The organism is Sphingopyxis sp. GW821-FHT12F08 (genome assembly GCF_058806755.1).
The window spans coordinates 373786-393759 of record NZ_JBXAQA010000001.1 but is presented as its reverse complement, the minus strand read 5'-3'; the positions used below and the strand labels follow the sequence as shown (position 1 = coordinate 393759).

Here is a 19974-nt window from a genome sequence, read left to right as displayed (position 1 = left end):
GAGCGGCGCGGCCCGCCCGCGGCGACCGACATGAGCCACTCCGCCGCCTTGCCGCTGCCCGGCCCGGGATGCGCCCCCTTCGTGCTGCTCGACGATGCGCGGGCCGAGGGCGCGGTGGCGGCACGGCTGTTCAGCGACCCGGTCGAGGTCTTGCGCGCGGACGGCGCGGCGGAGGTCCCGGCGCTGCTCGATGCGCTCGAGGCGGCAGGGCGGCGCGGCCTCTATGCCGCGGGCTATCTCGCTTATGAGGGCGGCAAGGGGCTGGCCCCGGCATGGCGCGGTGCGCCGCCGCCGGGGGACGCCGACGCTCCGCTCGGCTGGTTCGGATTGTTCGAGCGCGTCGAGCGGATCGACGCCGATGCGGTGCCCGCGCTGCTCCCCGATCCCGCGGGCTGCTGGATCGGCTCGGTCGAGGCGGGGATCGCGCGCGCCGATTACGAAGCGGCGGTCGCAGCCGTGCTCGCCTATATCGCGGCGGGCGACATCTATCAGGCGAACCTGACCTTTCGCGCCTCGGTACCGCTGCTCGGCAATCCGCTCGCCGTCTATGCGCGGCTGCGGCGGACCGCCCGCGCGGGCTATGGTGGTTTCGTGTGGACCGGCAAGCAGGCGGTCGCGTCGCTGTCGCCCGAGCTGTTCTTCGGCTTGCGCGGGCATGAGGCGATCGCGCGGCCGATGAAGGGCACCGCCGCGCGGCTGGCCGATGCGGAGGCCGATGCGGCGGCGGCGCGGACACTGGCGGCGGACCCCAAGCAGCGCGCCGAAAATCTGATGATCGTCGACCTGATCCGCAACGACCTGTCGCGCGTCGCCGCGCCGGGTTCGGTCGCGGTGCCCGACCTGTTCCGCGTCGAGAGTTTCCCGACGATCCATCAACTGGTGTCCGACGTCACCGCGCGCCTGCCCGAAGGCAAGGGTGCAGTCGACGTGCTGCGCGCCGCCTTTCCCTGCGGATCGATCACCGGCGCGCCCAAGGTGCGCGCGATGGAGATCATCGACGAACTCGAGGCGAGCCCGCGCGGGCTCTATACCGGGTCGATCGGCTTTATCGAGCCCGGCGGCGATGCGGCGTTCAACGTCGCGATCCGCACGCTCGTGTTTCCTGCCGTCGTTCCGCCGCTAACCGGCTTGCAGGATCGACCGATTCGCGCCACGCTGGGACTGGGATCGGGAATCGTCGCCGACAGCTTACCATCTGAGGAATGGTATGAATGTCTGGCCAAGGGGGAATTTGTGGGGGCAGCGCGTGACAGTTTCGATCTGATCGAGACGATGCATTTCGACCCCGTCGACGGGGTCCAGCGGCTCGAGGGGCACCTCGCGCGGATGAAGGCGAGCGCCGAGGCGCTGGGCTTTACCTTCGATCGGCATGGCGCGCGCAACAGCCTGCAATCGGCGACCTTTCGCATGCGCAGCGCGGCGCGGGTGCGGATGCGGCTGGCACCGTCAGGAGCGCTCGCGGTCGAGGTGTCGCCGCTGCCGCGGCTCGCCGAGCTGCCCGTGCCTGTCGCGGTGCGCCCCGCGCCGATGGCGGCCGACGACTTCCGCCTGACGCACAAGACCAGCCTGCGCGCGCTTTATGACGAGGCGCGGACCGAGGCCGGGGCGGCCGAGGTCGTCTTCGTCGACGAGCCGGGCTTCGTCACCGAGGGGAGCTGGAGCAATATCTTCGTCGAGCGCGACGGCGTGCTCCTCACTCCGCCGCTGTCGCTCGGCCTGCTGCCCGGTGTCTTGCGCGCCGAGCTGATCGAGAAGGGCCGCGCGGCCGAATCGCACCTCCGCCTCGCCGACCTCGCCGACGGTTTCTTCATCGGCAATTCGCTGCGCGGGCTGGTGCCGGCGCGGCTGGCGAATCCGGTCGAAATCTGAATTGTCATCCCGGCGAAGGCCGGGATCTCGCCGGTGATTTCGAACGGCAACGGAGAGATCCCGGCCTTCGCCGGGATGACGGACATTCAGATGGTTACTTTTGGTCTGCTTGCTTTCGGCCTGCATAGGTAAATTATCCCCACGTCGCCTTGCGCATTGCAGGCATAGGCTCTAGGCGCGGCCCCGCGCAATTTCCTGCCACTTCGCATAGTCCAGGGGGACTTCCGCCATGTCGACCTTCCCGCCCCATGTCTCGGCCGCGCTCGGCCGCATCCAGCCTTCGGCGACGCTCGCCATGACCGCGCGCGTGACCAAGATGAAAGCGGAGGGGATCGACGTCATCGGCCTGTCGGCGGGCGAGCCCGATTTCGACACCCCCGACTTCGTCAAGGAAGCCGCGATCGAGGCGATCCGCAACGGCCAGACCAAATATACGCTCGTCGACGGGACGATGGCGCTGAAGGACGCGATCCGCGGCAAGTTCCGCCGCGACAACGGCCTCGACTATGGCGCCGACCAGGTCACGGTCAACGTCGGCGGCAAGCATACCCTGTTCAACGCGCTCGTCGCCACGGTCGATCCGGGCGACGAGGTGATCATCCCCGCGCCCTATTGGGTGAGCTATCCCGACATCGTCGCCTTTGCCGGCGGCACACCGGTGTTCGTCGCGGGCACCGCCGACCAAGGGTACAAGATCACCCCCGAGCAGCTCGACGCCGCGATCACCGCGAAGACGCGCTGGATCATCTTCAACTCGCCGTCGAACCCGTCGGGCGCCGCTTATTCGCCCGCCGAACTCGACGCGCTGGGCGAGGTCGTCCGCCGCCACCCGCAGGTGATGGTGATGTGCGACGATATGTACGAGCATGTCTGGTACGCCGATTTCGAATTTTCGACGCTGGCGCAGCGCTGCCCCGACCTGATCGACCGCATCCTGACGGTGAACGGCTGTTCGAAGGCCTATGCGATGACCGGCTGGCGCATCGGCTATGCTGGCGGCCCGGCGTGGCTGATCAAGGCGATCGGCAAGCTGCAGTCGCAGTCGACCTCGAACCCCTGTTCGATCGCGCAGGCGGCCGCCGCGGCGGCGCTCGGCGGGCCGCAGCAGTTCCTCGACGACCGCAACGCCGCGTTCCGGCGCCGCCGCGACCGCGTCGTCGCGATGCTCAACGATGCGCCGGGGCTCAGCTGCCCGACCCCCGACGGCGCCTTCTACGTCTATCCCGACGCCAGCGGCTGCATGGGCAAGACGACCCCCGACGGCAAGCGGATCGACAGCGACGAGGCGCTGATCGACTATTTCCTGGGTTCAGCGCGCGTCGCGGCGGTGCACGGCGGGGCTTTCGGTTTGTCGCCGGCGTTCCGCGTCTCCTATGCGACGTCCGAAGCGGTGCTCAAGGAAGCCTGCGTGCGCATCCAGCAGGCCTGCGCGGCGCTGAGCTGACGCTGAAAAGCCCCTCCTCTTCAGAGGAGGGGTTGGGGTGGTGGCGCGCGATAGCGCGTGGCGACGCCCGCACCACCCCGCTGCGACTAGGGCCAAAGGCCCAAGTCTCGCTGCCCCTCCTCTGAAGAGGAGGGGTGGCCATCGTTCCTGAACGCCGCACAACATCCCGGTTCACCGGAAAGTAAGGCCTGCTGGCTAAAGGTGATCGCCATCACTGACGCATGGTTCGGGGCGAGCCATAGGGTCGGGGTAACCAAAGCGGCTCCGGCCGCGAAACAACTAGAGATGACAGGAACAACCCATGCTCTCCATGCTTCGCTCCGACTGGTTTCCGACCATGCTCGCCGGCTTCGCGATCGGCGCCATCTTCGTGATGACGCAGCAGCCGGGACTCGTGCTGCCTTTATGATCGCAGCCCGGCGCTCGCTTGGCGTGGTGCTCGCCGCGGCGGTGGTCGCGCAATGCGCGCCGCCTGCCGCGAGCGCCGAGAGCGTCGTCAAGCTGCCCGCCGCCGCCGTCGACCCCGCGGTGCCCGGCAAGAAGGCGACCGCCGTCCTCGCGGGCGGCTGCTTCTGGGGCGTCGAGGGCGTCTTCGCCAATGTGAAGGGCGTGATCTCGGTCGAATCGGGCTATCATGGCGGCAGCAAGGCGACCGCCAAATATGAGCTGACCCACGACGGCAAGTCGGGCCATGCCGAGGCGGTGCGCATCGTCTATGACCCGAGCGTCGTCAGTTACGGCACGTTGCTGCGCGTCCTCTTCTCGGTGATCGCCGACCCGACGCTCAAGGATCGTCAGGGTCCCGATCGCGGCCCGCAATATCGCGCCGCGATCGTCCCGCTCGACGCGGCGCAGCGCCAGGTCGCGACCGCCTATCTGGCGCAGATCGGCAAGGGCAAATATTTCGCCAAGCCGATCGTCGTACCGGTCGAGACCTATAAGGCGTTTTACCGGGCCGAGCCTCTCCACCAGGACTTCATGCGCAAGAATCCCAAGAACAGCTATATCGCCTATTGGGACGCGCCCAAGCTCGCGGCGCTGAAGCGGCTGTTCCCCGACCTCGTGCGGGCGAGCCCCGCTCCCTGATATCCCAGCGGTTCCGCTGCTCATCGCGCACAGGGAATCGTTCGTCGCAAAGCACTGGTCGCCGCATCCTGCGTGCGGGACGGTCGCCATCGGCCAAAAGGGCCGGGGGACAGAATGACGGTCGCAGTCGCGGGGTTTGAATGAAGGTGAAGGTTTCGGGCAGGCATCTGCTCGCCATGGGGGCGAGCGCCATAGTGCTCGCCGGATGCGTCAGCAGCGCGGCGATCGTGCCGGCGCCGCGCGCGCCGCAGCCCCATCCCCAACCCGTCCGCAGCAGCGCAGGCGCGGTCACCGTGCCGATCGGTCCGCCGGTGCGCAGCTCGACCCCCGCGCCGCAGCTTCCCGCCGACCCCGGCTTCCGCCGCCCGCCGCCGGGACTCGACGATCGCCTGTTCCAGATATGGAAGGCCTTTCCGGGCAAGACCGGGATCGCGGTGCAGCGCATCGACGGCGAATGGACGCTCACCCAGCGCGGGAACGAACTCTTCCCGCAACAGAGCGTGTCGAAGCTGTGGGTCACGCTCGCCGTGCTCGACGCGGTCGACAACGGCCGGTTGCGGCTCGACCAGAATGTGCGCATCGGGCCCGAGGATCTGACCCTGTTCCACCAGCCGGTCGCCGATCGCGTCCGCGCCGCGGGATCGGTGACGATGACGGTGCGCGAGCTGATCGAGACTGCGATCACCCAGAGCGACAATACCGCGAACGACAGCCTGCTGCGCACCGTTGGCGGCCCCGACGCGGTGCGGCGCTTCATCGACAAGCAGGATCTGGGGGCCATTCGGTTTGGCCCCGGCGAGCGGTTGCTGCAGGCCGGCGCCGCGGGGCTCAAATGGCAGCAAAGCTATTCGGTCGGCCGCAGCTTCCAGGCGGCGCGCGCGGCGCTGCCCGAGGCGACGCGCAAGGCGGCGATGGACGCCTATCGCGCCGATCCGCCCGACGGCGCCAGCCCGGCGGCGATTGCGAACGCGCTCACCCGGCTGGCGCGCGGGACCTTGCTGTCGCCCGAATCGACGCAATTCCTGCTCGGCGTGATGACGCGCACCAAGAGCGGGCCGCAGCGGCTGAAGGCCGGGTTGCCCGCCGGCTGGACCTTCCTGCACAAGACGGGTACGGGGCAGGATTATCGGGGCATGACGGTCGGTTACAACGACATCGGCATCGCCACCGCGCCCGACGGCACGCGCTATGCGATCGTCGTGCTGATGGGCGAGGCGAGTTCGCCGGTGCCCGCGCGCATGGCGACGATGCAGTCGGTGTCGCGCGCGGTGGCGGAGTTCCATGGAAAGTAGGGCGATGAAAAAACTGCTGCTGATCCCGACGCTTGCCGCGCTGGCGCTTGCCGGCTGCGCGACGCCCGAGACGCGGCTGCGCAATGGGCTGCACGACGCGGGCCTCTCGGCGCCGATGTCGGCGTGCATGGCCGAACGCATGGTCGACCGGCTGTCGCTGGTCCAGCTGCGCCGCCTGTCGGCGCTCGGCAGCCTCAAGGACCGGCGCCTCGCCGACCTGTCGCTCGACCAGTTCCTGCACAAGGTCCGCGCGCTCAAGGATGCCGAGATATTGGCGGTGACGACCAGCTCGGCGGCGGTCTGCGCTTTTCGATAGGGTAGAAAATCTGTCGGTGCGCTGGGGGCGCCTAGGGGTAGCCACGCGGCCTGACTTGTGCTTAGGCGGCGCCGATTATCTCCCGCTCCAGAGTCGAAAGGCCCGGCAGACCTCATGAACATCCACGAATATCAGGCGAAAGAACTGCTCGCGAAATTTGGCGTCGCCATCCCCAAGGGCATCGCCGCGATGAGCGTCGAGGAAGCCGTCGCCGCCGCCAGGCAGCTGCCCGGGCCGCTCTATGTCGTGAAGTCGCAGATCCACGCCGGCGGCCGCGGCAAGGGCAAGTTCAAGGAACTCGGCCCCGATGCGAAGGGCGGCGTCCGCCTCGCCAAGACCATCGAGGAAGTCGAAGCGCATGCCAGGGACATGCTCGGCAACACGCTGGTCACGATCCAGACCGGCGAAGCCGGCAAGCAGGTCAATCGCCTCTACATCACCGACGGCGCCGACATTAAGCAGGAATTCTACCTCGCCTTGCTCGTCGACCGCGCCACCAGCCGCATCGCGGTCGTCGCCTCGACCGAAGGCGGCATGGACATCGAAACCGTCGCGCACGACACGCCGGAAAAGATCCACACGATCACCATCGACCCCGCCACCGGGATCCAGCCGCACCATGGCCGCAGCGTCGCCGCGGCGCTCGGCCTGTCGGGCGACCTCGCCAAGCAGGCGGCCAAGGTTCTCGCCGGCCTCTATGACGCGTTCCTCGCGACCGATGCCGAGCAGATCGAGATCAACCCGCTCGCGGTCTGCGAAGGCCCGAACGGCGACGAACTGCTCGTGCTCGACGCCAAGGTGGCGTTCGACGGCAATGCGATGTTCCGCCACAAGGATCTGGCCGAGCTGCGCGACCTGACCGAAGAAGACCCGGCGGAGGTCGAGGCGTCGGAATATGACCTCGCCTATATCAAGCTCGACGGCAACATCGGCTGCATGGTCAATGGCGCCGGGCTCGCGATGTCGACGATGGACATCATCAAGCTGAACGGCGAATTCCCGGCGAACTTCCTCGACGTCGGCGGCGGCGCGAGCAAGGAAAAGGTCACCGCGGCGTTCAAGATCATCCTCAAGGATCCCGCGGTGAAGGGCATCCTCGTCAACATCTTCGGCGGCATCATGAAGTGCGACATCATCGCCGACGGCATCGTCGCGGCGGCGAAGGAAGTAAACCTCTCGGTACCGCTCGTCGTCCGCCTCGAGGGCACCAACGTCCAGCAGGGCAAGGACATCCTGGCCAACAGCGGCCTGCCGATCGTCGCGGCCAATGATCTGGGCGACGCGGCAAAGAAAATCGTCGCCGAGGTCCGGCAGGTCGCGTGATAACGGGGTAAACCCTCTCCCCTTGCGGGAGAGGGTTGCGGAGACTTGCGAGCTTGCTCGCTAGTCGAAGCCGGGTGAGGGGTTGCGAGCCGAAGGCTCGCGCGGCGCAAGGCGCCGCTCACCTTCATCCAAGTCCGCCTAATCGCCTGCGGCGATAAGGCTCCCTATCCTTCTCCCCTCAAGGGAGAAGGGGTTTAGGGGACTGCTGGTTGACGTTTACGTAAACGCCAATTATGGCGCAGTGCACAATTTTTGAGAGGAGCTGAAAGAGCCATGAAAATCCTCGTCCCCGTCAAGCGGGTGCTCGATTACAACGTCAAGCCGCGGGTCAAGTCCGACGGCACCGGCGTCGACCTGGCCAATGTGAAGATGTCGATGAACCCGTTCGACGAGATCGGTGTCGAAGAAGCGATCCGGCTGAAGGAAAAGGGCGTCGCGACCGAAATCGTCGCGGTGTCCGTCGGCCCGGCGAAGGCACAGGAAACGCTGCGCACCGCGCTCGCGATGGGCGCCGACCGCGCGATCCTGGTGCAGACCGACGATGCGGTCGAGCCGCTCGCGATTGCCAAGATCCTGAAAGCCATCGCGGACGCCGAGCAGCCGGGTCTCGTGATCCTCGGCAAGCAGGCGATCGACGACGACAACAACCAGACCGGCCAGATGCTCGCGGCGCTGACCGGCTGGGCGCAGGGCACCTTCGCCAGCGCGGTCAACGTCGATGGCGATCATGTCAACGTGACCCGCGAAGTCGACGGCGGCCTCGAGACGGTGAAGCTGAAGCTTCCCGCGATCGTCACCACCGACCTTCGCCTGAACGAGCCGCGCTATGCTTCGCTGCCGAACATCATGAAGGCGAAGTCGAAGCCGCTCGATAACAAGACCCCCGCCGATTACGGCGTCGACACCGCGCCGCGGGTCAAGGTCGTCAAAGTGTCGGAGCCGCCGGTTCGCTCGGCCGGCGTCAAGGTCGCCGACGTCGATGAACTGGTTGCCAAGCTCAAGGCCATGGGAGTGCATTCATGAAAACGCTCGTTTGGGTCGAACACGACGGCAAGGCCGTCAAGGACGCCACGCTCGCAGTGGTCACCGCCGCGTCGAAGCTCGGCGAAGTCCATCTGCTCGTCGCCGGCGAAGGCGTCGATGCGGTCGCCAAGGAAGCGGCGGCAATCGCCGGCGTCGGCAAGGTCCATGTCGCCGACAATGCCGCCTTCGGTCACAATCTGCCCGAAAATGTCGCGCCGCTCGTCGCCGAGCTGATGGGCAGCCACGACGCGTTCCTCGCGCCCGCGACGACCACCGGCAAGAATATCGCGCCGCGCGTCGCCGCGCTGCTCGACGTGATGCAGATTTCGGAAATCCTGTCGGTCGAGGGCGAGAAGAGCTTCACCCGTCCGATCTACGCCGGCAACGCGATCGCGACCGTCGAGAGCTCGGACGCCAAGCTCGTCCTGACCGTGCGCGGCACCGCGTTCGAAAAGGCGGCGACCACGGGCGGTTCGGGCACGATCGAAGCGGTATCGGCGGGCGGTGACGCCGGCACGTCGAGCTTCGTCGGCGCCGAGATCGCCAAGCAGGACCGCCCCGAACTCACCTCGGCGAAGATCATCGTGTCGGGTGGCCGCGCACTGGGTTCGAGCGAGAAGTACGAAGAAGTGATCGTCCCGCTCGCCGACAAGCTCGGCGCCGCGCTCGGCGCTTCGCGCGCCGCGGTCGATGCGGGCTATGTCCCCAACGACTATCAGGTCGGCCAGACCGGCAAGATCGTCGCGCCGCAGGTCTATTTCGCGATCGGCATCTCGGGCGCGATCCAGCATCTCGCCGGCATGAAGGATTCGAAGACGATCGTCGCGATCAACAAGGACGAAGACGCGCCGATCTTCCAGGTCGCCGACTTCGGCCTCGTCGCCGATCTGTTCAGCGCCGTTCCGGAGCTGACCGGCAAGATCTGATCGATCGTGCAAGAATAGCAATGCGAAAGGGCGGTTCCGGCGGGGCCGCCCTTTTTCTTTGTCCACGGCCTGCTAGTCTCCTCTCTTCAATCGTCATTCCGGCGAAGGCCGGAATCTCGCCGATGCGTCAGGGCGCGAGGATGGGATCCCGGCCTTCGCCGGGATGACGGGGAAGGGAGATTGCATGCGTAAAATGGCTTTCGCTTTGGCCGTGGTATTCATGCCGTTGGCGCTTCCGGCGTCCACCGCCCATGCGCAAGTCGCCCCATCCGAAACGCTCTCGATCGACAAGGCGCGCATCGACGCTGCGCTTCGGCAGATGATCGCCAGCGACCGCGCGGGCGGCGTCTCGGCTTTGGTCTGGCAGGACGGGCGCGAGGTCTATCATGGCAGCGCGGGCTTCGCCGACCGCGCCGCGAACCGCCCGATGGCGCGCGATACGATCGCGCAAATATACTCGATGACCAAGCCGGTGACCGGCGTCGCGCTGATGCAATTGTGGGAACAGGGCAAGTTCCACCTCGACGACCCGCTGGCGAACTATCTGCCCGAATATGCGAATATGCGCGTCTATGCGGGCAAGGATGCGGCGGGGCAGCCGCTTTATGCGCCCACGAACCGCCCGATCACGGTGCGCGACATCCTGCGCCACACCGCGGGTTTCGCTTATGGCGCGGGATCGACCCCCGCGCACGACGCCTATGTCGCCGCGGCGCCGCTGGCGCTCGACATCGACCTTGGCGAAGCGAGCCGTCGCCTCGCGACCGTGCCCTTGCTCTACCAGCCGGGAACGCAGTGGGAGTATAGCATCGCGGTCGACGTGCAGGCGGCGCTGGTCGAGAAATTGTCGGGCCAGCGCTTCGCCGACTATGTCCGCACGCATATCTTCGAGCCGCTGAAGATGGGCGAGACCGCGTGGCGCCAGCCTAATGCGAAGCTGCCGCGCTTCGCCGCAATGTATGTGAAGCAGGACGGCAAGATGGTGCAGCAGGACGCCATGACCGCGCAGGCGCTGAACTTCCGCGATCACGAGCTGACCCCCGGCGGCTTCGGCCTCGCCTCGACGCTCGACGACTATCAGCGCTTTGCGCGCATGTTGCTGAACGGCGGCGAGTTGGACGGCGCGCGCATCCTCAAAGCTGCGACCGTGAAGCTGATGGCGAGCGACCAGCTCGACCCCGCGATCAAGGAGCGCTCGTGGCTCCCCGGCAAGGGCCATGTCGGTTTCGGCTTCGACTTCGCGGTACGCAAGGGCCCGCCGCTGAGTGCCGAGGAAAGCCGCGGCGCGGCGGGCGAATATTTTTGGGACGGCATGGCCTCGACCTTGTTCTGGGTCGATCCGGCGAACAAGCTGACCGCGGTCTTCTTCGTCCAGACTTTACCCTATGACGGCACGCTCCACCGCGACTTTCGCGCAGCTGTCTATGGGCCGGGTTACAAGGGGCCGGCGGGCGACTGAAAAAGATCCTCCCCTTGGCGTAGCCATGGGGAGGTGGCGGCGCGAAGCGCTGACGGAAGGGCAATGGCGCAACGTTGCTGACCCCTCCACCACGCCCTCCGGGCGCGGTCCCCCTCCCCAACGCTGCGCGATGGGGAGGATCGCGTCGGCGTCATTTTTCTGTCATCGACTTGGGCTTGAGCGGCTCGTCACGTCTCGGTTAGTCATCGATGGCGACGAGGAGATTCTGCCATGGCCCAGTCCGACAAACGCGCGCTGCTCGCCGAGGGTCTCGCCGCCGGCGACGATGACGCCGCACTGTACGCGCGGCTCGTCGGCGCGGGGGTGTCGGCGGCGTCGGCGAAGTATGAGATCGACCGGCTGGGCAAGGACCCGATGGCGGCGATGCTGCGGCGGCAGGCGGCGCGCGTGGCCAAGCAGGAGTGGCTGTTCGCGAACCAGCGGCGGCTCGCCTTCGAGGCCGAGGGCGGCTTTGGGCTCGACACGCTCGATAAACCCGACCCCGACTTCTTCTATCGCCACTATTATGAGGCGGGTCGCCCCGCGAAGCTCACCGGGCTGATCGACCATTGGCCCGCGCTCGCCCGCTGGTCGCTCGATCATTTCGCCGCGGTCGCGGGCGACGCGGTCGTCGAGGCGCAGGTCGAGCGCGAGGGGAATGCCGACTACGAACTCGCCAAGGACGATCATCGCCGCCTCGTGCGCTTCGGCGAGCTGGTCGACTGGCTGCGGGGGGACGAGGCGAGCAACGACATCTATCTCACCGCCTATAACAGCGGCACCAACGCCGCGGCGCTGGCGCCCTTGTGGGACGATATGGCGCCGATCGCGCTGCTCGCGCCGCGCGAACGCGACGGTTTCTTCTGGCTGGGGCCCAAAGGCACGCTGACCCCCTGGCACCACGACCTCACCAACAATCTGCTGGTCCAGGTGCTGGGCCGCAAGCGCGTGCGGCTGGCGCCGCCCTGGGCCTTTGCGCGGATGCGGAACAGCCGTCACTGCTTCTCTGACTGGGGCAATGAAGCGCTGCCCGCGGGCGAGGGCGATGCCGCGACCCCGCCGGTGCTCGAGACGGTCATCGGTCCCGGCGAGGGCATCTTCCTGCCCGTCGGCTGGTGGCACCAGGTCGAGGCGCTCGACCTGTCGGCGAGCATGAGCTTTACCAGCTTTCGCCGGCCCAACATCCATGTAGAGGATTATGCCTCTTATGGAGAAATAGCCTGATGTCCCTCGTCCTCATCACCCGCGACGATGCGGTCGCCACCGTCACCCTCAACCGCGCGCAAGCGATGAACGCGCTGTCGAAGGCGCTGCGTGCCGATCTCGCCGCCGCGATGCGCGAACTCGCTGCCGATGCGAGCATCCGCGCGATCATAGTGACCGGGGCGGGGGAGCGCGCCTTCACCGCGGGGCTCGACCTCAAGGAACTCGGCGCCGACACGAGCAATCTTGGCGCGGCCAATGCGACCGATGCCGACCAAAATCCGGTGAAGGCGATCGAGCTGTGCCCGCAACCGGTGATCGGGGCGATCAACGGCGTCGCGATCACCGGCGGGTTCGAGGTCGCGCTGGCGTGTGACATCCGCATCGCCTCGACCCATGCGCGCTTCGCCGACACCCATGCGCGCGTCGGGGTGATGCCCGGCTGGGGGTTGTCGCAGAAACTGTCGCGGCTGATCGGGATTTCGCGCGCCAAGGAACTCTCGCTGACGGGCAATTTCCTCGATGCCGAGACGGCATGCGCCTGGGGCCTCGTCAATCGCGTCGTCGCGCCTGATGAGCTGCTCCCCGCGGCGCTGGCGCTGGCGCGTGATATCGCGAGCGCCGACCCGGATATGGTGCGCGCGTATAAGGCGCTGATCGATGACGGCTACGCGCTGCCTTTCGGCGACGCGATGGCGCTCGAGGCCGAGCGCTCGACCGCCGCGAACCGCGCGGTCAGCGCCGACGCGGTCGAGGCGCGCCGCCTCGCGGTGATGGAACGCGGCCGCGAACGCGCGGGCTGAACCCATTATCACTGTGGTAACTGCCGCCGCGCTAGACGCGGCGTGAAGGGGCAGGCGTATGTTTCTCGTCAGCGACTATCAGCGGCGGCAGATCCGCGACGGCGAGCTCCGGCGCTTCGACCGCTGGTTCGTCGACACCGCGATGGGTCCCGCCTATCGCGGGCGCGACGGGCGGCTGCGCGGGGTGAAGGCCGAGGAGGCCGCGCGCTGGCGCGCCGACCTGGAGGCGCATATCGACGCGATGATCGCCGGCCTGCCGGTCCATGCGATGTGGGCGATCGGCGGCCTGCTGGCGGTCGTCTTTCTCGGCGGCTGGCTGCTCGATACGCTGGGCATCGCGCCGCGCCTCCACGCCCCCGCGATCGGGCTTGCAGTCTTCCTCGTCGAGGCGGGGACGGTTGGAATCGAGGCCTGGGACTATGTCGGCGGCTGGCGCGACCGGCGCGATACGATCGAGGCCGCGGTCGCGGCGCGCGCGCCGCTGCCGATCGATCCCCGGCACGTCGGCAGCGGGCACAACTGGTTCCAGATCGCGCTCTATGGCGTCGTCGCCTCGCTGATCCTGATCGCGGTCTTCGGCCATGTCGGGGGCGAGACGATGATCGAACGCATCCAATGGGGCTGGTTCCTCGCTGCGGCGCCGCTGGCATGGGGGCTGCATTTCGCCGCGAAATGGCACGACCGGCGCGCCAAGGACCGGTTTCGGCGCTGAAAGCGATTGGACCTTGCGGCGCGGGAAAATCCTTCGCAGGGATAAGGAATGACCGATCTCGCCCCGCTGCTTGCCGCCTTCATGACCCGCACCCTCGGACCCGGCACCCTCGCCGGCCTCGGCCGGCTGTCGGGCGGGGCGAATATGGAGAGCTGGGCGTTCGACTGGACCGGCCCAAAGGGACTGGGTGCCTATGTGCTGCGCCGTGCGCCGTCGGCCGAATATATGGCGGACCGTCCCTATGGCCATCCGACCGAGGCGGCGCTGGTCAAGGCGGCGCACAGCGCGGGCGTGAAGGCGCCCGAGGTGGTCGGCGTACTCGCCGACGGCGACGGCATGGGCACCGGCTATGTCATGCGCCGCGTGATCGCCGAGGTCAGCCCGGCGAAGATCCTCGCGAGCCCGCCGCCCTCGCTGATCGCCGATCTGGGGCGCGAACTCGCGCGCATCCATGCGATTCCGGCGGACACCGTCCCTGATGCGATCCCGCATATGGACACCGCCGCGGCGCTCGCCGAGCTCAAGGCGCGTTTCCTGACTTACGGTGGCGACCGGCCCGCGATCGCGCTCGCGATCAGATGGTGCGAGGATCATCTGCCGACGCCCGCGCCGCCGGTCCTCGTCCACGCCGACTATCGCATGGGCAATATCATGGTCGATGATGATGGGTTGGCCGTGGTGCTTGACTGGGAGCTGGCGCATCGCGGCGACGCGCATGAGGACCTCGCCTTCGGCTGCATGACCGTGTGGCGCTTCGGCCGGCTCGACAAGCCCGCGTTCGGCGTTGGCAGCCTCGACGAATATTTCGCCGCCTATGAGGCTGCCGGTGGCACGCCCGTCGATCGTGATCGCTTCCGTTTCTGGCTCGTCTATCGCACCCTTTGGTGGGCGCTCGGCTGCCTGCAGATGGGGCAGGCGTGGCGCAGCGGCGCCGACACCACGGTCGAGCGCGTCGTCGTCGGGCGGCGGACCGCCGAGCAGGAACTCGACCTCGTCGCGCTGCTCGAAGCGGAAGCGCCCGAGGCCGAGCGCGCGCGGGCTCTGCCGCCACCGACCGCCGCCACGCCGGAACCCGTCGGCGAGCCGACGAACCGCGAAATGGTGCAGGCGGTGCGCGACTGGCTGAACGAGGAAATCAAGCCGGGCGCCGCGGGGCATGGCAAGTTCCAGGTCGCGGTCGCGATGAACGCGCTCGGCATCGTGATGCGCGATTTGGGCGCCGGGACGCGCGCCGAGGATCGGACGCTCGCCGAGGCGCTGATGGCGGGTACGACGACGCTCGCCGAGCCGGGCCTGCTCGCGCGGTTGCGCCGCGCGGTGCTCGACAAATGCGCGGTCGACAGCCCCAAATATGCCGCGCTCGCCGCGGCGCGCGGCCGCTGGGGCGGATGACCGCGGCGGCGCATCCGCTCTGGGCTGCGCTCCGCGATTATCGCGTCGGTCCGGCCGACGCCGTATTGACCTTCGAGGCCCGGCTGGCGCGCGAGAATGGCTGGTCGGCGGACCATGCCGCGGCGGTGATGGACGAATATCGCCGCTTCCTGTTCCTCGCGGTGACCGCCGGTCATATGGCGGTGCCGTCCGAAGCGGTCGACCAGGCGTGGCACCTGCACCTGACCTATAGCCGCGATTATTGGGACCGCCTCTGCGACGAGATATTGAAGGCGCCGCTGCACCATGGTCCGACCGCGGGCGGCAGCGAGGAGGGACAGCGCCATTTCGCTCTCTATGCCGAAACGCTCGCCAGCTACGAGCGGCTGTTCGGCGAGCTTCCGCCCGAAGAAATCTGGCCCTCGGGCTGGCAGCGCTTCCACGTCGATCCGCGCGCGCGCCGCGTCGCGCTGGCCGACGTCTGGATCGTCCCCAAGCGCATCGTTCGCCTTGGCGCCGCCGCCGCGGCTGTGATAGCGCTGGCGGGGGTCGCGCTATGGGCATGGGGATGAGGATGCGCCGGAGATGAATCCGCTCGATTGGGACCCGCTGGCCTTTATCGGGACCTATTTTGCCTTGCTGATGGTCGTGGGGCCGGTCGCCTGGCTCCTGCCGCGGCTGCTTCGCCCGGCGGGCCGAACGCAGCGGCTGCGCGACCCCGACAGCCTCGCCTATCTCGCCGGGCGCGAGACGCGCTTCGCCGATACCGTCGCCACGCGACTGGTCGCGTCAGGCGCGGTCGAGGTCGATGGCAAGCTCTTTCGCACCGCCGCCGCGACGGGCGCTCCCGGAGCCGATCGGGCAGTGCTCGCGCTGCGCTCGCCCTTCGTCTGGAGCGATATTGTCGCCGCGCTCCGCCCCGAAGCCGCGACGCTTCGCCGTCGGCTCGAATCGGCCGGGCTGCTGCTCGACACCGACGAGCACCGCCGCCTGCGGCTGCTCGCGATCGCCCCCTATGCGGCGCTGCTGCTCTTTGGCGGAATCCGGCTTCTCGCCGATATCGCGCAGGGCGGCCCGCTCTTCGTGCTGTCGGTCATGCTGCTGCTGACGCTCCTTCCGATGGCGATCCGCTGGCGCTTCGTCAGCGACCAGACGCGCGCCGCCCGCGCCGCGCTCAAGGACGCGCGGCGCGAGAATCAGCGGTTGCAGCGTGCGCCGACGGTGCGCGAGAGCGACCTCGCCGTCGCGCTGTTCGGCACGAGTGTCCTCGCCGGTTCGGCGCTCGCAGCCTTCCATCAGCTGCGCAACCCGCATAATTCGCCCGAGGGATCGAATTCGAGCGGCAGTTGCGGCAGCAGCTGCGGCGGCGACAGCGGATGCAGCAGCGGGTGCGGTGGCGGCGGGGATTGATGCGCGGGCGCTCTCATTAAAAAGATTAGCTAGCGAAGCTTATTGCCCTTTTGTCGCCCGGCGAACGCTGGCAAGGCGGGGCGACAGCCAAGGGAGAGCGACATGGATTTTGCGATTGCACCCGACCTGCAGGCGTATCTCGACGAACTCGACGCCTTCATCGAGGCCGAGATCCGGCCGCTCGAGCTCGCCGACGACAATGTCCGCTTCTTCGACCATCGCCGCGAGCATAGCCGCACCGACTGGGACAATCAGGGCCTGCCGCGGCATGAGTGGGAGCAGCTCCTCAAACAGGCGACGCGCAAGGCCGACGCCGCGGGGCATTGGCGCTTTTCGGCGCCGAAGAAATATGGCGGCCAGGACGGCTCGAACCTGTGGATGGCGGTGATCCGCGAACATTTCGCGGCCAAGGGCCTCGGCCTCCACAACGACCTGCAGAACGAGCACAGCATCGTCGGCAATTTCCCCTTCGTCGAGATGTTCGAACAGTTCGCGACGAGCGACGCGCAGAAGCAGGAGTTCATCCTCGGCGGCTTCGAGGGCAAGCGCCGCACCGCCTTCGGCCTCACCGAACCCGACCATGGCAGCGACGCGACGCATATGGAAACGCGCGCGGTGCGCGAGACCCGCGACGGGGTCGAGGGCTGGCGGATCGACGGGCGCAAGATGTGGATCACCGGCATGCATGTCGCGACGCACTGCGCGACCTTCTGCCGCACCGGCGGCAAGGACGGCGATGCCAAGGGGATCACCTGTTTGCTGGTGCCGACGGGCACGCCGGGGATGACGGTCGACGAATATATGTGGACCTTCAACATGCCGACCGACCATCCGCGCATGACCTTCACCGACGTGTGGGTGCCCGACAGTGCGAGGCTCGGACCCGAGGGCGGCGGGCTGTCGATCGCGCAGAGCTTCGTCCACCAGAACCGCATCCGGCAGGCGGCCTCGTCGCTTGGCGCGGCGGTTTTCTGCATCGAGGAAAGCGTGCGCTACGCCCGCGAGCGTAAGCCCTTTGGCGAGGCGCTCGCGCGCAACCAGGCGATCCAGTTCCCGCTCGTCGAGCTCGCGACGCAGGCCGAAATGCTCCGGCTGCTGATCCGCAAGACCGCGTGGGACATGGACAATATGCCGCACAAGGAGGTCGAACATAACCTCAGCGACAAGGTCAGCATGTGCAATTACTGGGCGAACCGGTTGTGCTGCGAAGCCGCGGACCGCGCGATGCAGGTGCACGGCGGCATCGGCTATTCGCGGCACAAGCCCTTCGAACATATCTATCGCCACCATCGCCGCTACCGGATCACCGAGGGGGCGGAGGAGATCCAGATGCGGAAAGTGGGGGCGTATCTGTTTGGGTATCTGGGACCGCGCAAGGGGACATTGGGATGATCGCTTTCCCCTCCCTGCAAGGGAGAGGGAGAGCTAGCGCTTCCTTACAAACTCCGCGCGCAGCACCAGGCCCTTGATGCCGTCATATTTGCAGTCAATTTCCTGCGGATCGCCGGTCAGGCGGATCGATTTGATGAGGGTGCCCTGCCGCAAAGTCTGCCCCGCACCCTTGACCGTGAGGTCCTTGACGAGCGTCACCTGATCGCCATCGGCGAGCAGATTGCCGACTGCGTCGCGAACCTCGACCCGGCCTGCGGCTTCGCGTTTTGCGGCGAGTTCGGATGCGGGCATCCACTCGCCGCTTGCGTCGTCATACACATATTCATCGTCAGCCACAGGAGCGGTCCTTTCGGTTGTTCATGAGAGCGAGGATCGGGCAATCGCCAGCGCTGCGTCATAGTCGCGCGCGTGGCGGACGGTATTCGCCGAACGCCCGAGGCCGCTGCGCTTGAGCATGCGAAACGGGCGCGCCTGCACGCTGGCGAGAATGACCATCGTTCCATCGCGGCGCGCTTGCACCACAAATTCGCGCAGCGCTGCAATGCCGCTCGCGTCGAGATAGGGCACAAGCTCCATCCGCAGGATGATCGCGCGCGGCGTCCGGCCGATGCGTTTCAGTGCGTCGAGCAATTCCCCGGCAACGCCAAAGAAGAAAGGCCCGGTGATACGGAACACCTCGACCCCGGCCGGCAGCGCCTCGCGTTGCGCCGCATCCTCGCCCTCGCTTCCGGTGACGGTCACGGTCTCGCTCATCCGCGCCATGAACAGCAGGCTGGCGATGGTGACGCCGACGCCGATGGCGACCGTCAGGTCCACCAGCACGGTCAGCCCGAAGGTCAGCAGCAAGATGCCACGCTCGCCGATCGGCATGCGCAGCAAGGCGATGAAGCGGCCGGCCTCGCTCATCCCCCAAGCGATCATCAGCAGGATCGCGGCGAGCGCGGCCATCGGCACATAGGCCATAAGGTCGCTTGCGAACAGCACGAAGGCCAGCAGGAAGAGGGCGTGAAGCATCCCTGCGACGGGTGTGCGCCCGCCGGATTTGATATTGGCGGCGGTGCGCGCAATCGCACCCGTCGCGGGCAGCCCGCCAAACAATGCCGAAGCAAGGTTCGCGGCGCCCTGACCGACCAGCTCTTGATTGGAGCGGTGACGAAATCCGGTCATCCCGTCGGCAACGACGCACGAAAGCAACGCTTCGATTCCGGCGAGGAAAGCGATGGTAAAGGCAGCAGGCGTCACCTCTTGCACTTTGGCCAGCGAGAGGGTGGGCAATACAGGCGCCGGCAGGCCTTGCGGCATGTGCGGGAACCGCGAGCCGATCGTTTCCACGGGCAGATGGAGCAGCGCGACCGCTGCCGAGGCGAGGACGATGACGGCCAAATAGGCGGGCAGCTTCGGCGCGTAGCGCCGCAGGGCGACGATCAATGCCAGCGTCGCGATTCCGATGCCCGCAGCGGCGGGTGTGATGCTGTTCGCGGCTTGGACGTAAGCGATCCATTTGGGAAGGAAGTCGGCAGGCACGTCGGCGATCGCGAGACCCAGAAAATCCTTGATCTGGCTCGATGCGATGATGACGGCGATCCCCGCGGTAAAGCCGGTGATGACCGGATGCGGGATATAGCGGATCAGCCCGCCCAGCCGCATATAGCCTGCGGCGATCAGGATGAGACCCGCAAGCAGGGTCGCGAGCACCAGCCCGTCATAGCCATGCGCGGCGATGACGTTGAACACGACGACGACAAACGCCCCCGTCGGCCCGCCGATCTGGACGCGCGAGCCGCCCAGCATCGAAATCAGCAACCCGGCGACAATCGCTGTGATCAGCCCCTTGTCGGGCGAAGCGCCCGAGGCGACGCCGAGCGCCATCGCGAGCGGTAGCGCCACCACCGCGACGGTCAGTCCGGCAAAGGCATCGGCCCGAAACCGGTCGAACCCATATCCCTCGCCAAAAATGGTGAAGAGCTTGGGCGTGAAACCGCCGGGATCGCCCGGCGGGCGCCGCCTTTCCTTGCGCGTCCCATCGATCCGATCCGTCATGGTCTCGAAGATCGGCATCGCGGTCAGCCTTCCCCGGCGGTTTTGGGGACGGCCGCCGCACGCAAGCGCACGCCGCGCCCGCACCCGGTGCTCGGCTGGTTCTCGCCGATCAGTTCGACGCCCCCGGCCTCGATGGCGGCGATCACCTTCACCAGCGTGTCGATGACACCGCGCACCACCCCATCCGACGCTTCCATGCGCTGGATGGTCGGAAGCGACACGCCCGCGCGTTCGGCAAACTGCCGCTGGTCGTCCCCGAGCAGCGCACGAGCGGCGCGAAGTTGGCTGGCTGTTATCACGAGTAT

19 protein-coding genes are annotated in these 19974 nt (G+C 67.4%); 16 read left to right on the top strand and 3 right to left on the bottom strand.

The features are described from left to right. Positions 1–30 precede the first annotated feature (30 nt). The 16 genes from pabB to AC1RNQ_RS01875 all read left to right on the top strand — a co-directional run bounded on the left by pabB (position 31) and on the right by AC1RNQ_RS01875 (position 17629). The gene (gene pabB, locus AC1RNQ_RS01950; RefSeq protein WP_493168492.1) at positions 31–1869 is read left to right on the top strand and encodes an aminodeoxychorismate synthase component I; all 1839 of its coding nucleotides are present in this window, start codon (positions 31–33) and stop codon (positions 1867–1869) included. 229 nt (positions 1870–2098) lie between these two features. After that, positions 2099–3313, top strand: a complete 1215-nt coding sequence (locus tag AC1RNQ_RS01945; protein WP_493168490.1) for a pyridoxal phosphate-dependent aminotransferase — start codon at positions 2099–2101, stop codon at positions 3311–3313. Between the two features lie 405 nt (positions 3314–3718). Next, entirely contained in the window at positions 3719–4399 is a 681-nt protein-coding gene (msrA, locus tag AC1RNQ_RS01940; protein WP_493168488.1) for a peptide-methionine (S)-S-oxide reductase MsrA, read from the top strand. Positions 4400–4539: 140 nt separating this feature from the next. After that, positions 4540–5691 (top strand): class A beta-lactamase, encoded by a 1152-nt coding sequence (bla, locus tag AC1RNQ_RS01935; protein ID WP_493168486.1) that lies wholly within the window; start codon positions 4540–4542, stop codon positions 5689–5691. A 4-nt stretch (positions 5692–5695) separates the two neighbouring features. Further along, a complete protein-coding gene (locus AC1RNQ_RS01930) occupies positions 5696–6007 on the top strand; it encodes a hypothetical protein (RefSeq protein WP_493168484.1) in 312 nt (103 codons plus the stop codon). Between the two features lie 114 nt (positions 6008–6121). Further along, positions 6122–7330 carry an ADP-forming succinate--CoA ligase subunit beta gene (sucC, locus tag AC1RNQ_RS01925; protein ID WP_493168483.1) on the top strand — a complete coding sequence of 403 codons (1209 nt, stop codon included), beginning with the start codon at positions 6122–6124 and terminating at the stop codon, positions 7328–7330. 273 nt (positions 7331–7603) lie between these two features. Continuing rightward, a complete protein-coding gene (locus tag AC1RNQ_RS01920; RefSeq protein ID WP_493168481.1) occupies positions 7604–8353 on the top strand; it encodes an electron transfer flavoprotein subunit beta/FixA family protein in 750 nt (249 codons plus the stop codon). Beyond that, a complete protein-coding gene (locus AC1RNQ_RS01915; RefSeq protein WP_493168479.1) occupies positions 8350–9279 on the top strand; it encodes an electron transfer flavoprotein subunit alpha/FixB family protein in 930 nt (309 codons plus the stop codon). Before AC1RNQ_RS01920 ends, AC1RNQ_RS01915 begins: the two co-directional genes overlap by 4 nt. 184 nt (positions 9280–9463) lie before the next feature. Continuing rightward, positions 9464–10738 (top strand): serine hydrolase domain-containing protein, encoded by a 1275-nt coding sequence (locus tag AC1RNQ_RS01910; RefSeq protein WP_493168477.1) that lies wholly within the window; start codon positions 9464–9466, stop codon positions 10736–10738. Positions 10739–10969: 231 nt separating this feature from the next. Next, entirely contained in the window at positions 10970–11962 is a 993-nt protein-coding gene (locus AC1RNQ_RS01905; RefSeq protein WP_493168475.1) for a cupin-like domain-containing protein, read from the top strand. After that, positions 11962–12744, top strand: a complete 783-nt coding sequence (locus AC1RNQ_RS01900) for an enoyl-CoA hydratase (protein WP_493168473.1) — start codon at positions 11962–11964, stop codon at positions 12742–12744. The genes AC1RNQ_RS01905 and AC1RNQ_RS01900 overlap by 1 nt, the downstream gene beginning before the upstream one ends. Before the next feature lie 58 nt (positions 12745–12802). Continuing rightward, positions 12803–13456, top strand: coding sequence for a hypothetical protein (locus tag AC1RNQ_RS01895; RefSeq protein ID WP_493168471.1), 654 nt, complete (start codon positions 12803–12805; stop codon positions 13454–13456). 48 nt (positions 13457–13504) lie between these two features. Then, a complete protein-coding gene (locus AC1RNQ_RS01890) occupies positions 13505–14848 on the top strand; it encodes a phosphotransferase family protein (RefSeq protein ID WP_493168470.1) in 1344 nt (447 codons plus the stop codon). Beyond that, entirely contained in the window at positions 14845–15399 is a 555-nt protein-coding gene (locus AC1RNQ_RS01885) for a glycine-rich domain-containing protein (protein WP_493168469.1), read from the top strand. The genes AC1RNQ_RS01890 and AC1RNQ_RS01885 overlap by 4 nt, the downstream gene beginning before the upstream one ends. A 13-nt stretch (positions 15400–15412) precedes the next feature. Further along, a complete protein-coding gene (locus AC1RNQ_RS01880) occupies positions 15413–16237 on the top strand; it encodes a TIGR04222 domain-containing membrane protein (protein ID WP_493168467.1) in 825 nt (274 codons plus the stop codon). A 102-nt stretch (positions 16238–16339) separates the two neighbouring features. Further along, positions 16340–17629 carry an acyl-CoA dehydrogenase family protein gene (locus AC1RNQ_RS01875; RefSeq protein ID WP_493168465.1) on the top strand — a complete coding sequence of 430 codons (1290 nt, stop codon included), beginning with the start codon at positions 16340–16342 and terminating at the stop codon, positions 17627–17629. Positions 17630–17662: 33 nt separating this feature from the next. Here AC1RNQ_RS01875 and AC1RNQ_RS01870 read toward each other — a convergent pair whose 3' ends face one another. Genes AC1RNQ_RS01870 through AC1RNQ_RS01860 form a run of 3 tightly spaced genes read right to left on the bottom strand, consistent with a single transcriptional unit; the run spans position 17663 to position 19968 of the window. Continuing rightward, entirely contained in the window at positions 17663–17965 is a 303-nt protein-coding gene (locus AC1RNQ_RS01870) for an alkylphosphonate utilization protein (RefSeq protein ID WP_493168463.1), read from the bottom strand. A gap of 21 nt (positions 17966–17986) precedes the next feature. Continuing rightward, the gene (locus tag AC1RNQ_RS01865) at positions 17987–19669 is read right to left on the bottom strand and encodes a SulP family inorganic anion transporter (protein ID WP_493168461.1); all 1683 of its coding nucleotides are present in this window, start codon (positions 19667–19669) and stop codon (positions 17987–17989) included. 23 nt (positions 19670–19692) lie between these two features. Further along, a complete protein-coding gene (locus AC1RNQ_RS01860) occupies positions 19693–19968 on the bottom strand; it encodes a helix-turn-helix domain-containing protein (protein WP_493168459.1) in 276 nt (91 codons plus the stop codon). Positions 19969–19974: the final 6 nt, after the last annotated feature.

What these genes read in the sequence shown, in the direction of transcription:
- pabB (WP_493168492.1), top strand. Translation starts at nt 31, where the DNA reads ATGAGCCACTCCGCCGCCTTGCCGCTGCCCGGCCCGGGATGCGCCCCC.
- AC1RNQ_RS01945 (WP_493168490.1), top strand. Translation starts at nt 2,099, where the DNA reads ATGTCGACCTTCCCGCCCCATGTCTCGGCCGCGCTCGGCCGCATCCAG.
- msrA (WP_493168488.1), top strand. Translation starts at nt 3,719, where the DNA reads ATGATCGCAGCCCGGCGCTCGCTTGGCGTGGTGCTCGCCGCGGCGGTG.
- bla (WP_493168486.1), top strand. Translation starts at nt 4,540, where the DNA reads ATGAAGGTGAAGGTTTCGGGCAGGCATCTGCTCGCCATGGGGGCGAGC.
- AC1RNQ_RS01930 (WP_493168484.1), top strand. Translation starts at nt 5,696, where the DNA reads ATGAAAAAACTGCTGCTGATCCCGACGCTTGCCGCGCTGGCGCTTGCC.
- sucC (WP_493168483.1), top strand. Translation starts at nt 6,122, where the DNA reads ATGAACATCCACGAATATCAGGCGAAAGAACTGCTCGCGAAATTTGGC.
- AC1RNQ_RS01920 (WP_493168481.1), top strand. Translation starts at nt 7,604, where the DNA reads ATGAAAATCCTCGTCCCCGTCAAGCGGGTGCTCGATTACAACGTCAAG.
- AC1RNQ_RS01915 (WP_493168479.1), top strand. Translation starts at nt 8,350, where the DNA reads ATGAAAACGCTCGTTTGGGTCGAACACGACGGCAAGGCCGTCAAGGAC.
- AC1RNQ_RS01910 (WP_493168477.1), top strand. Translation starts at nt 9,464, where the DNA reads ATGCGTAAAATGGCTTTCGCTTTGGCCGTGGTATTCATGCCGTTGGCG.
- AC1RNQ_RS01905 (WP_493168475.1), top strand. Translation starts at nt 10,970, where the DNA reads ATGGCCCAGTCCGACAAACGCGCGCTGCTCGCCGAGGGTCTCGCCGCC.
- AC1RNQ_RS01900 (WP_493168473.1), top strand. Translation starts at nt 11,962, where the DNA reads ATGTCCCTCGTCCTCATCACCCGCGACGATGCGGTCGCCACCGTCACC.
- AC1RNQ_RS01895 (WP_493168471.1), top strand. Translation starts at nt 12,803, where the DNA reads ATGTTTCTCGTCAGCGACTATCAGCGGCGGCAGATCCGCGACGGCGAG.
- AC1RNQ_RS01890 (WP_493168470.1), top strand. Translation starts at nt 13,505, where the DNA reads ATGACCGATCTCGCCCCGCTGCTTGCCGCCTTCATGACCCGCACCCTC.
- AC1RNQ_RS01885 (WP_493168469.1), top strand. Translation starts at nt 14,845, where the DNA reads ATGACCGCGGCGGCGCATCCGCTCTGGGCTGCGCTCCGCGATTATCGC.
- AC1RNQ_RS01880 (WP_493168467.1), top strand. Translation starts at nt 15,413, where the DNA reads ATGAATCCGCTCGATTGGGACCCGCTGGCCTTTATCGGGACCTATTTT.
- AC1RNQ_RS01875 (WP_493168465.1), top strand. Translation starts at nt 16,340, where the DNA reads ATGGATTTTGCGATTGCACCCGACCTGCAGGCGTATCTCGACGAACTC.
- AC1RNQ_RS01865 (WP_493168461.1), bottom strand. Translation starts at nt 19,669, where the DNA reads ATGACGGATCGGATCGATGGGACGCGCAAGGAAAGGCGGCGCCCGCCG.